The sequence below is a fragment of the Curtobacterium sp. MCBD17_034 genome (assembly GCF_003234515.1).
Classification (GTDB): Bacteria; Actinomycetota; Actinomycetes; order Actinomycetales; family Microbacteriaceae; genus Curtobacterium.
In genome coordinates, this window is sequence record NZ_QKTN01000015.1 from 1 (window position 1) to 13984 (window position 13984).

14 protein-coding genes are annotated in these 13984 nt (G+C 73.2%); 8 read left to right on the top strand and 6 right to left on the bottom strand.

Annotated features, from left to right (window positions below; translation table 11 throughout):
* Window positions 1-76: 76 nt before the first annotated feature.
* Window positions 77-1432: a cytosine permease gene (locus DEI92_RS15450; RefSeq protein WP_111014154.1), complete on the bottom strand. Its 1356-nt coding sequence runs from the start codon at window positions 1430-1432 to the stop codon at window positions 77-79.
* A gap of 244 nt (window positions 1433-1676) precedes the next feature.
* On the opposite strand from DEI92_RS15450, the gene DEI92_RS15455 reads away from it, so the two are divergent.
* Genes DEI92_RS15455 through DEI92_RS15470 form a run of 4 tightly spaced genes read left to right on the top strand, consistent with a single transcriptional unit; the run spans window position 1677 to window position 5363 of the window.
* Complete coding sequence (locus tag DEI92_RS15455; RefSeq protein WP_111014155.1) at window positions 1677-2609, top strand: ABC transporter ATP-binding protein; 933 nt, start codon at window positions 1677-1679, stop codon at window positions 2607-2609.
* Window positions 2606-3457 (top strand): ABC transporter permease, encoded by an 852-nt coding sequence (locus DEI92_RS15460; protein WP_258370242.1) that lies wholly within the window; start codon window positions 2606-2608, stop codon window positions 3455-3457. Before DEI92_RS15455 ends, DEI92_RS15460 begins: the two co-directional genes overlap by 4 nt.
* Window positions 3458-3477: 20 nt before the next feature.
* A complete protein-coding gene (locus DEI92_RS15465) occupies window positions 3478-4698 on the top strand; it encodes a sensor histidine kinase (protein WP_111014156.1) in 1221 nt (406 codons plus the stop codon).
* 38 nt (window positions 4699-4736) lie between these two features.
* Window positions 4737-5363, top strand: coding sequence for a response regulator transcription factor (locus DEI92_RS15470; protein ID WP_111014192.1), 627 nt, complete (start codon window positions 4737-4739; stop codon window positions 5361-5363).
* A gap of 27 nt (window positions 5364-5390) precedes the next feature.
* Here the strand turns inward: DEI92_RS15470 and DEI92_RS15475 are convergent, their stop codons facing one another.
* Window positions 5391-6041, bottom strand: coding sequence for a LysE/ArgO family amino acid transporter (locus tag DEI92_RS15475; RefSeq protein ID WP_181434989.1), 651 nt, complete (start codon window positions 6039-6041; stop codon window positions 5391-5393).
* A gap of 201 nt (window positions 6042-6242) precedes the next feature.
* Here DEI92_RS15475 and DEI92_RS15480 point away from each other — a divergent pair, with 201 nt between their 5' ends.
* The gene (locus tag DEI92_RS15480) at window positions 6243-7385 is read left to right on the top strand and encodes a YncE family protein (protein WP_111048198.1); all 1143 of its coding nucleotides are present in this window, start codon (window positions 6243-6245) and stop codon (window positions 7383-7385) included.
* 19 nt (window positions 7386-7404) lie between these two features.
* Here the strand turns inward: DEI92_RS15480 and DEI92_RS15485 are convergent, their stop codons facing one another.
* A complete protein-coding gene (locus DEI92_RS15485; protein ID WP_111014158.1) occupies window positions 7405-8154 on the bottom strand; it encodes an ABC transporter permease in 750 nt (249 codons plus the stop codon).
* Window positions 8155-8191: 37 nt separating this feature from the next.
* Window positions 8192-8965, bottom strand: coding sequence for a hypothetical protein (locus DEI92_RS15490; protein ID WP_258368762.1), 774 nt, complete (start codon window positions 8963-8965; stop codon window positions 8192-8194).
* A gap of 89 nt (window positions 8966-9054) precedes the next feature.
* Between DEI92_RS15490 and DEI92_RS15495 the strand changes: the two genes are divergently transcribed.
* On the top strand, window positions 9055-9681 hold the full coding sequence (locus tag DEI92_RS15495) for a DedA family protein (RefSeq protein ID WP_111014159.1): 627 nt from the start codon (window positions 9055-9057) through the stop codon (window positions 9679-9681).
* A 22-nt stretch (window positions 9682-9703) separates the two neighbouring features.
* On the top strand, window positions 9704-10369 hold the full coding sequence (locus DEI92_RS15500; RefSeq protein ID WP_111014193.1) for a response regulator transcription factor: 666 nt from the start codon (window positions 9704-9706) through the stop codon (window positions 10367-10369).
* A gap of 248 nt (window positions 10370-10617) precedes the next feature.
* On the opposite strand, the gene DEI92_RS15505 is transcribed toward DEI92_RS15500, so the two are convergent.
* On the bottom strand, window positions 10618-11190 hold the full coding sequence (locus tag DEI92_RS15505; protein WP_111014160.1) for a DUF2127 domain-containing protein: 573 nt from the start codon (window positions 11188-11190) through the stop codon (window positions 10618-10620).
* 124 nt (window positions 11191-11314) lie between these two features.
* On the opposite strand from DEI92_RS15505, the gene DEI92_RS15510 reads away from it, so the two are divergent.
* The gene (locus tag DEI92_RS15510; protein WP_146249170.1) at window positions 11315-12874 is read left to right on the top strand and encodes a hypothetical protein; all 1560 of its coding nucleotides are present in this window, start codon (window positions 11315-11317) and stop codon (window positions 12872-12874) included.
* On the opposite strand, the gene DEI92_RS15515 is transcribed toward DEI92_RS15510, so the two are convergent.
* On the bottom strand, window positions 12853-13944 hold the full coding sequence (locus tag DEI92_RS15515; RefSeq protein WP_111014162.1) for a sensor histidine kinase KdpD: 1092 nt from the start codon (window positions 13942-13944) through the stop codon (window positions 12853-12855). The genes DEI92_RS15510 and DEI92_RS15515 overlap by 22 nt on opposite strands.
* Window positions 13945-13984: the final 40 nt, after the last annotated feature.

The following is a 13984-nucleotide window of genomic DNA, read 5'->3' on the forward strand; positions in this document are numbered from 1 at the left end:
TCCTCTACGTGATCGCCGGCAAGGCCGGCCTGGTCCGCGGCGCCGGGGGCGGGCCTCCCGGCCGGGAGGCCCGGGCTCAGCGGGCCGGGACCGGTGCGGTCTCCGTGTGGCTGACCCCGACGCCGCGGACCAGGCCGGCCTTGCCGGCGATCACGTAGAGGACGAACGCGATGACGACCGAGTTGATCGAGGGGATGCCGATCGTGACGAAGTACCCGATCAGGGCCGCGATGGCCCACACGACGAGCGTCATCGGCACCCACGTCGGTGAGGTCGCCGGGACGTCCGCGGCGGCGCTCAGCTCGCGGCGCCAGGTCTTCACGACGAAGTACTCGGCGACCATGATCCCGGCGATCGGCGGGAACACGACGCCGAGGACGGTGAGGAACGGCGTGAACGCGCCCAGGAACCCGACCGCCGCGAGCACCGAGCCGACGACGCCCATGACGAGCGTGACCACGCCCCGGTTCACCTGTCGACCGAACACGGCGTCGATGAAGTTCGTGACGCCGAGGCTCGAGCTGTAGATGTTCCAGTCGTTGATCTTGAACGTGCCGAGCAGGATCACGAGCACGCCGACCCAGCCGACCGACGACGTGATCACGCGCGTGATGTCCGAGGACCCGACCGCGTGGGCGAGCAGGACGCCCGCCAGGCCGATCACGTACTCGCCGAGCGTCACGCCGAGGAGCGTCTGCTTGACGACGTCGCCGGTGCTCTTGTTGAACCGGGTCATGTCGGGGGTGATCACGGCCCCGACGATGAACCCGCCGGCGACGAGCGTCGTGCCCGCCACGAAGCCCATGTGCGGACCGGCCGGGGCCTTGGCGGCGAGCTCCGCGATCGAGTGCTTGCTCAGCTCGACGGTGATCGCCCACCCGACGAGGACCAGGAACAGCGGCACGGTGATGTTCGCCAGCCACTGCATCGAGTGGAACCCGCGGAGCACGATCGCCGTGACGAGCAGGCCGAACACGAGCGCCCACGCCCACGCCGGCAGGATCGGCAGGATCGCGACGAGCCCGGACGCCGAGACGCCCGACTGGATCCCGAACCACCCGATGAGGCTCATGCCGATCGCGAGCCCGACGAGCGCGGAGCCGCCCTTGCCGAACCCGGTCCACCGCGCGATCACGGAGGTGTTGAGGCCTTCGCGGACCCCGATCACGCCGACGAAGACCGACACGATCTCGAGGATCACCGCGCCGAGCGTGATCGCCCAGAACGCGGCCCAGAAGCTCATGCCGAAGCCGAGCGTCGCCCCGAGCAGGAACTGCGACAGGGCCGAGATCTGCCCGAACCGCTGCACCGCCACCTGGAACCACCCGTAGCGGGCGGACTGCGGCACACGGCGGAGGGAGTAGTCGTCGACGGCGACCGTCGCCGACGATGACGAGACGGGTGGTGCCGAAGCTGCGGTGTCGCTGGCCATCTGTGGCTCCTCGGGTCGGACGGGCCCGGAACGCGGAGTGCGTCGCCGGCGCGGGGTTGCGCCAACGCTAGGAGTCCGGACACCGGCCGACCATGTGCAACATGTCGTTACCGGGGTGTGAACCGGTGCAAGATGCACACCGCCCCGGCCTCGACCCGACCGCCTCCGCACCATGACGAATGTCACGCCGGATCCATGACGGACCGCAGACGTCCCGCGCCCGCGGTTCCGCCACGCTGGCCGCATGAACGAAACGCCGATCATCCAGCTGGCCGGACTGCACAAGCGGTTCGGTGCGGTGACCGCGGTCGACGGTGTCGACCTGACGATCCACCGGGGCGAGGTCGTCGCCCTCCTCGGCCCGAACGGGGCCGGCAAGACGACCACGGTCGACCTCGCGCTCGGGCTCGCCACCCCGACGGCGGGCAGTGTGCGGCTCTTCGGCGGCGCGGCGCGTGACGCGATCGTCGACGGCCGCGTCGGTGCGATGCTCCAGGGCGGTGCGCTCCTGCCCGACCTCACCGTCCGGGACTCCGTCGCCCTGGTCGCGAGCGCCCACCGGGCCCCGATGTCCGTCGACGAGGCACTCCGCCGCGCGCGCTGCACCGAGATCGCGGGCCGCCGCGTGAACAAGCTGTCCGGCGGGCAGCTCCAGCGCGCGCGGTTCGCGGTGGCCGTCGTGTCCGACCCGGACCTGCTCGTGCTCGACGAGCCGACCGCGGCGATGGACGTCGAGGCCCGGCACACCTTCTGGTCCTCGATGCGCGAGTTCACGGACACCGGCCGCACCGTCGTGTTCGCGACGCACTACCTCGACGAGGCCGACACGTTCGCCGACCGGATCGTGATCATGCGCGACGGACGGATCGTCGCCGACGGCACCCCCGCCGAGATCAAGGCGATCGCCGCCGCCCGGACGATCCGGTTCACCGGGGTCGGCCCCGCGGACCACGACGCGCTCCGCGGTCTGCCCGGCGTCAGCGATCTGGAGGAACGGCACGGCACCGTCACGCTCGTCACCGACCGATCCGACACGACCCTGCGCGCCCTGCTCGCGGCGTTCCCCGCCGCGCACGACATCGAGGTGGTGCCGTCCACGATGGACGACGCCTTCCTCGCCCTCACCCGCACCACGGACGAGCCGTCGTCCGCCGAGACGACCGGAGCCCGATCATGAGCACGTCCATCCCCTCCACGCCGGTTCGGGTCACCGACACCGCGGCGACCTCGCCCACCGACGACGCCCTGACCGCTCCCGTCCCGCTCCGGACCCGGGGTCGCCTGCCGATCCGGTACGTCGCCCTCGAGGCCAAGCGGCAGCTCCGCAACGTCCGGTCGCTCGTGTTCACGATCGCGGTGCCCGTGGTGATGCTCCTGGCGTTCGGGTCCGCCTACGGGTCGAGCGGTCAGGTCGACCCCGCGACGAAGCTGCCGTGGCTCGTCGTCACCACGCTGCAGATGGCGTCGTACGGCGCCATGATGGCGGCACTCGGGCAGGCGTTCACGATCGTCACGGAACGGTCCATCGGATGGAACCGGCAGCTGCGGATCACCCCGCTGTCCGGGGTCGGGTTCCTCGTGTCGAAGGTCATCGCCGCGATGGCGGTCGCCGCGCTCGGCATCGTCGTCGTGACGCTCGTGTCCGTGTTCGCGCTGCACGCCGACCTCGCACCCGGCCGCTGGCTCGTCGCCGGCGTCGGCGTGTGGGCCGGGGTGGTGCCGTTCGCCCTCATCGCGATCCTCATCGGGCAGTTCGCCCGCCCCTCGTTCGCACAGCCGCTGTTCATGGTCGTGTTCATGGGGCTCGCGATCCTCGGCGGCCTGTGGGTCCCGCTGTCGATCATGCCGTCGTGGATGAGCACCCTCGCGCACGGGGTCCCGTCGTACTGGCTCGACCGGATGGGCCAGATGGGCGCCGGCGCGGACGGGAGCATGCTCGAACCCGCCCTGGTGCTGGCGGCCTGGGCGTTCGGTCTCGCCGCGGTCGTCGTCTGGCGCTACCGCCGCGACGCCGCACGGCAGTGACCGGACCTACGCTGGATCGCGTGACGGACGCGACCCAGACGACCCAGGTGCGGCGCACGGAGGACGTACGCCGCACCTCCCGGTCGTTCCCGTGGTCCGGCGCGCCGGGCATGGCGGAGGGCGACCTCCGGACGGCCCGTCGACGCTGGTACCCGGGGGCGTTCTTCGGGCTGGCGTGGCAGGCGCTCCTCGTCCTCGCGGTGTTCACGGACGGCGGCTCGGTCCGCAAGCACGTGGTCGACAGCGTCGTGCTCGCCGTGGTCTACGTGGCGTACCTCGTCGCGCCGGAGCTCATGTGGCGACGACGGCTGCCCGGCCGCATCGTCGTCCTCAGCACGTTCGCCCTGCTGAGCGTCCTGCCCCTCGTGCCGCTCGGCGCCGTCGCCATGTGGACGTGGTTCCTGCTCGCGTCACTGGTCGGGTTCGTCGCGGTGCGGATGTGGGTGGCCGCGGTGGCCATCCTGGCGATCGCTGCCGCGCAGGTCGTGATCTGCGGCATCGCCGGATGGGACGTGAGCTCGAACGACGGCCTGCTGTTCGCGCCGCTCGTGACCGTGTCCATCGGCGCGTCGATGACCTTCTTCGGGCGCCAGCGGGCCGCCGAGCAGGAACTCGGCGTCGCGCAGGACGAGATCACGCGCCTCGCCGTCGTGGAGGAACGCGCCCGGTTCTCGCGGGACCTCCACGACGTGCTCGGCCACTCCCTGACCGTGGTCGCGATCAAGTCGGAGCTGGCCGGGCGGCTCGTGGACCGCGACCCCGCCGCCGCGCGCAGTGAGATGGCCGACGTCGAACGGCTCGCCCGCGAGGCCCTGCAGGGTCTCCGGCAGGCGGTGAGCGGGTACCGCGAGGCCGACCTCGACGCCGAGCTCGTGTCCGCCCGGGCAGCGCTCCAGGCCGCCGGGATCGACGCCGACCTCCCCGCGAACGCCCACGCCGTCGTGGCCGACAGCAGGTCGCTCTTCGCGTGGGTGCTCCGCGAGGGCGTGACGAACGTCGTCCGGCACGCCGCCGCCACGCGCGCTCGGGTCACCCTGACCCGCAGCGCGATCACCGTCGAGGACGACGGCGCCGGTGCGTCGGACGACCTGGCCGACGGGATCGCGCCCGTCGGCGCACCGCTCGGCGGCAACGGGCTTCGTGGACTCCGCGAGCGTGCGGACGCGGTCGGTGCGACCATGACGACCGGGACGAGCGACCTCGGCGGGTTCCTCCTCCGCGTCGGGCGGGGGCGTCGGTGAGCGCCGCGGAGACGCCCGGCGTGACGGCGTCGGCGGCGATGCCCGGCTCGTCGACGATCCGGGTCCTCCTCGCCGACGACCAGGCCCTGGTCCGCGGCGCGCTCGCGTCCCTGCTGTCGCTCGAGTCGGACATCAGCGTCGTCGCCCAGGTCGGCCGTGGGGACGAGGTCGTCGATGCGGCGCGGGCGTCGGGCGCGGACGTCGCCCTGCTCGACGTCGAGATGCCGGGGGCCGACGGGCTGCGGGCGGCACGCGACCTGGCCACGGCCCTCCCGTCCTGCCGCTCGCTCATCGTCACCACGTTCGGCCGACCGGGCTACCTGCGCCGCGCGCTCGAGGCCGGCGCGTCGGGGTTCGTCGTCAAGGACACGCCCGCGGAACAGCTCGCCGACGCCGTCCGCCGGGTGGCCGCCGGGTTCCGCGTCGTCGATCCGGTGCTCGCGGCGGAGTCGCTCGCCGCCGGCCCCTCGCCGTTGACCGCACGCGAGACGGAGGTCCTCATCGCCTTCCGCACGGCGCCGACCGTCGCGGGCGTGGCCGCGGAGCTGCACCTGTCCGAGGGCACGGTGCGGAACCACCTCAGCGCTGCGATCGGCAAGACCGCGGCGCGGAACGCCACCGAGGCGCTGCGGATCGCGGCGGACAACGGGTGGCTGCTCGGCTGAGCCGTCGTCCGACGCCCGCGCGCCGGATCACGCCCCGAGCAGCAACCGCACCCCGAACGCGACCATCACGACCGCGATGCACGCGTCGAACACGCGCCACGCCCCCGGTCGGGCGAACACCGGGCGGAGCATCCGGGACCCGAACCCGAGCGCCGAGAACCAGCAGCAGCTCGCGGCCACCGCGCCGCCGACCCACCACCACCGTTCGTCGACGCCCTGCTCGTTCGCGACGGACCCGAGGAACACGAGTGTGTCGAGGTACACGTGGGGGTTGAGCCACGTGAACGCCAGCATCGTCAGGACCGCGCGCCGAGCGGTCCCCGCGGTGGTCCCGTCGTCGGTGCCGACCGCGCGGACGTCGAGGGCGTCCCCCGCCGGCCGGATCGCCCGGCGTGCCGCCAGCACCCCGTAGGTCAGGAGGAACGCCGCGCCGACGAACCGCACCACGACGAGAGCGACCGGCGCCCGCTCGACGACCGCGCCGACGCCGAGCACCCCCGCCAGGATGAGGACGGCGTCGGACCCCGCGCAGATCCCCACGGCTGCTGCGACGACGCGTCGGGGTGCGGTCACGGCCAGGCGGAGCAGGAACGCGTTCTGCGCGCCGATGGCGACGATGAGCGCGAGTCCGGTGCCCAACCCGTTCAGCGCCGGGAGGACCGTGGTCGCGATCGTCATGCCCCTCACGGTAGGAGCGGGACCGCCCCGAGTACAGCGCGCTCCGGTGCCCGGGTGCGTCTGGCCCCGTCGGGCTCCCGGCGTGGGCCGCGTGGTCAGACGTGGGCGGGGTCGACGAGCGGTCGTGCGGCCGGCGTGGGACGGCGGTGGCCCGCCGCCCTCGTTCGGCGGACGTGCGGCCGAGGCGGGCAGGGTGGAGCGATGGACACCGCGAGCGCCGCCTCGAGCCGACCGTCCGGGCGAACACCGGGGCCCTCGCGCGACCGGCGTCCGCGACGCCGTGGTCGTCGACCCGGCGCCGCGCTGGCGGTGCTCGTCTCGTGCGGACTCGTGGCCGTGCTCGCCGCCTGTTCCGGGTCGACCGCTCCGTCCGCGTCCGCCACGCACGCCCGCACCGGCTACCGGGGCCACGCGGTCACGAAGGCGGCGGAACCGGGGGACGCGCCGCCACCGCCCGTCACGCCGGCCGGTCGGGTCGTCCGACTTCCCGCCACCGCCCATCCCTGGGGCGTCGCGGTGGCCGACTCCGTGCACACCGTGTACCTGGCCGAGCGGAAGCAGGACCGCCTCGTCCGCTACGACATGGACACCGGCGCGGTCACGACCAAGGCCGTGCCCGGCTCCGCTCGGATGATCGACCTCGCCGATCCCGACGGTCCCCTGTTGCTCCCCGCGGAGGACCGCGATCGTCTCTACACGCTGGCGCTGCCGTCACTCCACCTCGTCAGCTCGGCGTCGACGGGCCGGCACCCGCACCAGGCGGTGCGGGTGAACAGCACCACGTTCGTCACCGAGGAGTTCGGGCATGGCGTCCGGGCCCTGCGGAACGGACGGACGGTCGCGCACTTCACGCAGCCCGTCCAACCCGGTGGCATCACAGCCGTCGGGAACCGGGTCGCGGTGGTCGACGTCGCGGCGAACCTGCTGTTCGTCTACGACGCGACGACGCTGCGGCTCGTCGCCGCCCTGCCCGCCGGCGCGGGCCCGAGCCACGTCGTGCCGGTCGGCGGGGACCGGGTGGCCGTCTGCGACGTGCGCGGCAACGCGGTGCTCACGTACGACATCGGTGGGACACCCCGGGCGCTCGGTCGCGCGGCCGTCCCCGGCCGCGCCTTCTGGATCCGCGCCGACGCCGCGACGGGGACGATCTACACCGCGCTCGCGAACACCGACGAGATCGCGCAGCTCCGCGTCCGTGCCGACGGCGCACCGCAGCTCGTGCGGACGGTGCCGACGGTCCGCCAGCCGGTGTCGTTCGATCGGGACCCGGCGACCGGCGACCTGTACGTCGGCGGGTACGCGGACTCGCAGCTGCAGGTCATCCCCGCGTCGGCGTTCCGCTGACCCACGCCGGGCGACCGCGTCAGCGCGGCGCCGCCGGGCGCGTCCGCACGGGCCCGAGCCACCGCACGACGATCGCCGCGGTCACGGCCCCGGTCGCGATGATCGCCGCGAGGACGACGATCTGGAACCGCCCGGCCTCGACCGGCGAGACCCCGCCGAAGATGGCCCCGACGAACGCGCCGGGCAGCGTCACGAGTCCGGTCGTCCGCGTCTGGTCGGTGGAGGGTATGAGCGCCGCGTGCACCGCCCGACGGGCGAGGTCCCGGGTGGCCGTCCGGGGCGGTGCACCGAGCGCGAGCCAGCCCTCGACCTCCTCCCACCGGTCGTCGACGAGCTCGAGGAACCGGCGTCCGGCGAGCGTGGCAACGGTCATCGCGTTGCCGACCACGATCCCGCCGATCGCCAGGGCGTACCGCGCGTCGAACGCGATCGCGCCCGTCACGAACACGACGGCGAGGGACAGCAGGATCCCGGCGCCCATCGCGGACGCCACCATCGGCGCCGTCCGTCGCAGCGGGCCGAGCCGTCGGGAGGCCGTGCTCACGGCGACCGTGAACATCACGACCAGGGCGGCCGCGACCCACCGGACGTCGTGGATGACCCCGCTCAGGACGACGCTGATGACGGCGAGCTGGAGCGCGCCACGCAGGACGGCGAGCGCCGGCGCGACGGGACTCGGGGCCCGGACGAGGAGCAGCACGACGGTCGCGACAACCACGAGCACCCCGACGCCGAGGAGACTCGGGCCGATGTCCGAGGACCAGGTCATGACCTGGGACCGTAGCGTGCGTGGCTGCCGACGTGGGTCACGGCGCGAGGCTGTCGGCCGGCCACTCCCGGGTGTCGAGGTCGGCCCGTCGGCTCTGACGCACGCTGAGCACCGCGACGCACACGACGATGAGCACGGCGAGCACCGCGCTGATGGGTCCGGTGCCGAACCCGAGACCGCCGCGCGCGGACGACACGGCGCCCCAGTCGGCGAAGGACGCCCCGACGGGCCGGGTCAGGACGTACGCGACCCAGAAGGCGGGCACGGCGGCGAGCGCCCGCCCGAGGTACAGCGCGATCGGCACGCACATCGCCGCGACGAACACCGCCCCGCCGAGCAGGTACCCGAGGTGGAACCGCGACGCGACGAGGTCGCCAGCGGCGGTCCCGAGGGCGAACGTGGCGACGACCGCCGCCCAGTAGAAGGCCTCGCGGCGGCGGGTGTCGATCGCGTGGACGTCGACGGTGCCCTCGACGACCCGCCACGTGACGAACACGGCGACGAGGAGCACGAGGAACACCGACGTCGACACCAGGTACGGGACGCCGGCGACGACGTGGGTGAAGTCGGCGATCATCGTCCCGAGCACGCCGACGAGCACGACGACGAGCCAGTACAGCCACGGCACGTACCGGCGGACGGTGAACTGGGCCACGATCGCGGCGGCGAACAGGACGGCGGTCGCGAGCACGGCGCCGACGGGGTCGACGTGTCCGACGAGGAAGTCCGACAGGGTCTCCCCCATGCCGGTCGTCAGGATCTTCGTCACCCAGAACAGCAGGGTGATCTCGGGCACCTTGTTCCGCAGCATGCCGTGACGATCACACGCCCGGTCCAAGAAGCCACCAAGGGAGCGTCGGTCTTGGCCGTTCCTGGGAGCCGCATCCGGAGGATGGGCCGGTGCCCCTCGCGATCCACCTGTTCGACGCCGCCTCCATCCTGCACGCGTTCGGGCCGTGGGTGCTCGTCGGCCTCGCGGTGCTCGTGTTCGTGGAGTCGGGGGTGCTGTTCCCGTTCCTCCCCGGCGACTCGCTCATCCTGACCGCGACCATCCTGGCCTCGGCGCTCGGCATCACCCCGTGGCAGGTCGCGGTCGTCGGGTCCCTCGCCGCGATCGCGGGCGACCAGGTCGGCTACGTCCTCGGGCGTCGGTTCGGGCGTCGGCTGTTCCGCGAGGACGCGCGAGTGCTCAAACGTGCGCGCCTGCGCGAGGCCGAGGCGTTCTTCGTCCGGTACGGCGGCCTGTCGCTCGTGCTCGGGCGATTCGTCCCCGTGGTCCGGACGTACGTGCCGCTCGCCGCCGGCGCCGCGGCCATGCACTACCGACGGTTCATCGTCTGGAACACCATCGGCGGCGTGGGCTGGGTGGCGGTGTTGACGGTCGTCGGGGTGCTCCTCGGCGGCATCCCGTTCGTGGCGCACAACATCGACGCGCTCATGGTCGTGGTGGTGGTCGTCTCGGTCCTCCCCGTCGTCATCGGGGTGCTCCGGAAGCGGAGTGCGGCGCGGCGTGCGGTGCGCCGGTGACGCCGACGGCCAGGATCGGGGCATGACGGAGCCGGCACCGCGCCTCCTGCTCGTGGAGGACGACGCGCGCCTCGGTCCGATCGTCGCCGACGTGCTCGGTGCGGACTGGGACGTCACCCTCGTGACCGACGGCGAGCAGGCGGTCACGGCCGCCGTCGAGCGGTACTTCGACGTCATGGTCGTGGACCGCAGGTTGCCGGGCATGGACGGCGTGGCCGTGGTCGAGGAGATCCGCCGACGCCGCATCAGCACGCCGATCCTCATGCTCACCGCGCTCGGTTCGCTCGACGACCGCGTGTCCGGCCTCGACGCCGGGGCGAACGACTACCTCGTCAAGCCGTTCGAGTTCGCGGAACTCGGAGCCCGGCTCCGCGCCCTCACGCGCGACTACGCGCCCGAGGGCGAGGCGATCGCGATCGGCGGGTGGACCCTCCACCCGGAGACCGGCACCATCACCTCGCCGTACGCCGGGAGGATCGGGCTCACCGAACGCGAGACCGCGCTCGTCCGCCTGCTGGCCCGGGAGCCGACGCGCACGTTCTCGCGGGCGCACATCCTGACGGCCGTGTTCGACAAGGGCGAGCAGCTCGGCACGGTCGACACGTACGTCCACTACGTGCGCCGGAAGACCGACCGGGACCTCATCGCCACCGTTCGTGGGGTGGGGTACCGCATCGGCACACCCTGAGCGTCACCGGGCGGAGCCGGGACCGACAGCCCGGCCGGTCCGAGGGCGGACCTCAGGACAGGGGGAAGCGATCAGCGAAGGCCTGCAGCCGGAGCGGCGCGGGGTCGCCGGCGGGGTTGATGACGACACCGGCGTGCCCGTCCTCCTGCGCCACGCGCGCGACGTTCGCGAACCCGGTCGGCCGGGCGTCGAGGTCGGGCGCCCAGGCCCAGACCTCCGCCGGGGGGTGAACACCCGATGGAGCGACGCTAGCGCGCCCGCACCACGGGTTCCATCCCGCTTGCACGACGACGGGTGCGACGGCGTGCGAGTGCGGGCACGGCTCCGTACAGGGCGTCGCGGAGGGTCCGGTGCTGCCGCCACTCGCGCCAGGTGAGCACGATGATCGCCGCGTCGAACGCCGAGAGCACCCCGACCCCGAGTGACGGGTGCACGACCATCTCGACGAGCTGGGCGACCAGGAACGCGGCGAGCGCAGCGATCGCCCAGGGGTGCACGCGCTCGGAGCCGCGGACCAGCGCGATGACGACGACCACCTTCACGAGGCCGTGCACGACGAGGTAGACGGCGGCGTAGAGGGCAGCGTCGGCGCCGAGTGCCGCGGCACCGTGCAGGATCAGGTGCGCGATGAGGTCGTGCGGGTCCTGTGCGAGCTCGCGCGCGGTGAGCAGGTGGGCGACGGCACTGATCTGTGCCGGGCGGAGGAACAGCAGCGGCAGGCCCAGGAGCAGCTCGGCCGCTCCGTCGATGCCCTTCAGGGCGATCCCGACGAGGAACACCACATCGAGGATCCGGCCTCGTCCCGTTCGCGTGCTGTCCATGACTCCAGCATCGAGACCCGCTGCCCAGAAAGCGCCAAGAGGGCTCAGGGAACTCCCAGCAGGCGTCCGGCTTGCTGGGTCCTTCCTTGGAGGGCGCGGCGCAGCCTGACGTCCGGAGGTCTTCATGTCCACAGTGCCGCTCCGTGGCGGGTCCATCGACGCCCACACGATCCGACTCGACCCTCGCCACCGCGCCTGGCTGCCGCCGGTCGTGGTCGGGCTCACCGCCACGGTGATCGCCGTCGCGTTCGACTGGGTCCCGTCCGTCTGGTACGACGAAGCCGCGACCGTGGTGTCCGCGACCCGTCCCTGGCCGGCGCTCGCGCGCGAGGTCCAGCACGTCGACGTCGTGCACGCCACCTTCTACGGCCTCATGCACCTGTGGTTCGTCGTCGCGGGATACGCTCCGTTCACGCTCCGGCTGCCGTCCGCGGTCGCGGTCGGTGCGGCGGCGGCCCTCCTCGTCGTGCTCGGCCGGATGCTCGTCGACCTCAGGACCGGCGTGGTTGCGGGCGCTCTCTTCGCACTGCTCCCGCGGGTCACGTGGATGGGCACCGAGGGGCGCTCGTTCGCCCTCGGCACGCTGCTCGCGGTGGCGGCGACCATCCTGTTCCTCGCCGCGCACCGGCGGAGCGTCACGGGCCTCCGTTCCTGGCCGTGGTGGGTCGGGTACGTCGCGGTGTCGCTGCTCGGCGGGGCGGTGTTCCTCTACCTCGTGCTCGTGACCGTCGGGCACGGCGTCACGGCGGCGGTCCCGCTGGCCCGCCGGACCGCCCGGACCCGCGGGGCGCAGCGCGCGCTGCGCTGCTGGCTCCTCGCCGCTGCGGTGACGGTCGTGGCCCTCGTGCCGCTGGCCCGGGCCTCCGCGACGCAGTCGGCGCAGATCGACTGGATCCAGCACATCAGCCGCCACACGGTCGAGGAGGTCGTGGTCACCCAGTGGTTCACACTCAACCCCGCGTTCACGGTGTTCGGCTGGCTGCTGGCGGTGGCCGGCGTCGCGGTCGGGCTGACCTCCGCGCGCGGCCGATCCCTGCTCGCGGTCGCGCTGCCGTGGGCGGCGGTGCCGACGGTCGGGCTCATCGCCGCGTCGCTCGTGACGAACCCGCTGTACTCCCCGCGCTACGTGTCCTTCGGCGCTCCGGCGGTGGCGCTGTGCATGGCGCTCCCGGTCGCCGCGCTCCCGGACCGGTTCTTCGCCCGGGTCACCGCGGGCGTCCTCCTCCTCGCGGTCGCGCTGACCGCCCCGACGTGGGTCCAGCAGCGGACGGTCACCGCGAAGGACGACTCGGCGTGGAACCAGGTCGCCCGGCTCGTCCGCTCGGAGCGGGCCCACGAACCGGCCGGGCAGGTCGACGCCGTCGTCTACGGGCCGGTCGATCGACACCCCCTCGCGACGTCGCGGATCATCGCCGAGACGTACCCGAGGGCGTTCCGCGGCCTCCGGGACCCGTTGCTCGTCCGCCCGGCCTCCGCATCGGCGGGGCTGTGGGAGACGCAGCGTCCGATCGCCGACATCGGCCGGACCGCGGACGGCGCACGGGTCGTCTGGTTGCTGACGGGCACGGCCCACGACGAGCGGAGCACCGTCTCGGCTGCCCTGGCCCCCGAGGGCTACCGCGTCGACGGCACCTGGGTCCGGGCGAGCACCGAGGTCGTCCGCTACGTCCGCGCCGTGCGCTGAGCCAGCGGCAACCGCAGGAGGAACACCGTGCCGTCCGCGCCCGTGTGCTCCACCCGCACCTCGCCGCCCGCCCGGACCGCGATGTCCCGCACGAGCGCGAGGCCGATGCCGTAGCCCGACCGGGTCGTACCGGTCGGCCGCGAGCCGGCCGCACGGGCCGCGTTGCCGTGGGCGAACCGGTCGAAGACCCGCCGCGGGGCTATCCCCGTGATCCCCGGACCCTCGTCGCGGACCCGGATGGCGACCCAGCGCTCGGCACGCTCCGTCGTGACGGTCACGGTCCCGCCCGTCGGCGTGTGCCCGATCGCGTTGTCGACGAGCGCGACGATGCAGCGCCGGAGCTGCGTCGACGGCAGGGACACGACCGCGTCGCTGTCGCCGACGTCGAGGCGCACACCCCGCGCGTCGGCGAGCACACCCATGTCGTTCGCGGCACCGGCCAACTCGGGTCCGAGCGGTGTCATCGGGTGTTCCCCGGGCCTCCCGGCCGCGACCTCGAGCAGGTCGTTGACGATGTCGATGAGCACGCGGGTGTCCGCCTGGAGCTCCTCGACGATCCCGTGACGCGGATCGTCCGCGTCCATGCGGAGCTCGAGCTGCTGCACACGCGCGTTGAGCACGGTCAACGGCGTTCGGAGCTCGTGGCTCGCGTCGGCGACGAACGTGCGCTGCATCCGCGACGCCTCCGTGATGGGACGGACCGCCCGCCGGGCGATGATCCACGTCGCGATCCCGGCGAGCACGACCGCGAACCCGCCGACGCCGACCACCGCGATCGTCAGGTCGATCGTGTCGAGGTAGACGTGCACGTCCTCGGGGCCGTGGTACTCGTGCTGCTGCTGCGGGGTCAGCTGCCAGACCACGTACACGACGACGAGCAGGATGATGGACGCCACGAGCGCCGCCGACACGACGGCGACCTGGAGCCCGATGCGGACGGCGGACCGCCGCGAGGCGAGGCGATCCGGGTCCTGGTCGCATCGGCCGGACACCCGGCCCCGGACCCCGTCGGTGCCGAGCGTGAGCCGATCGACCAGCACCTCGTGCACCGACGACCACCACACGCCCACGGGACCGCTCCTTCCGTCACCTCGACGGTCGACCCGCCGC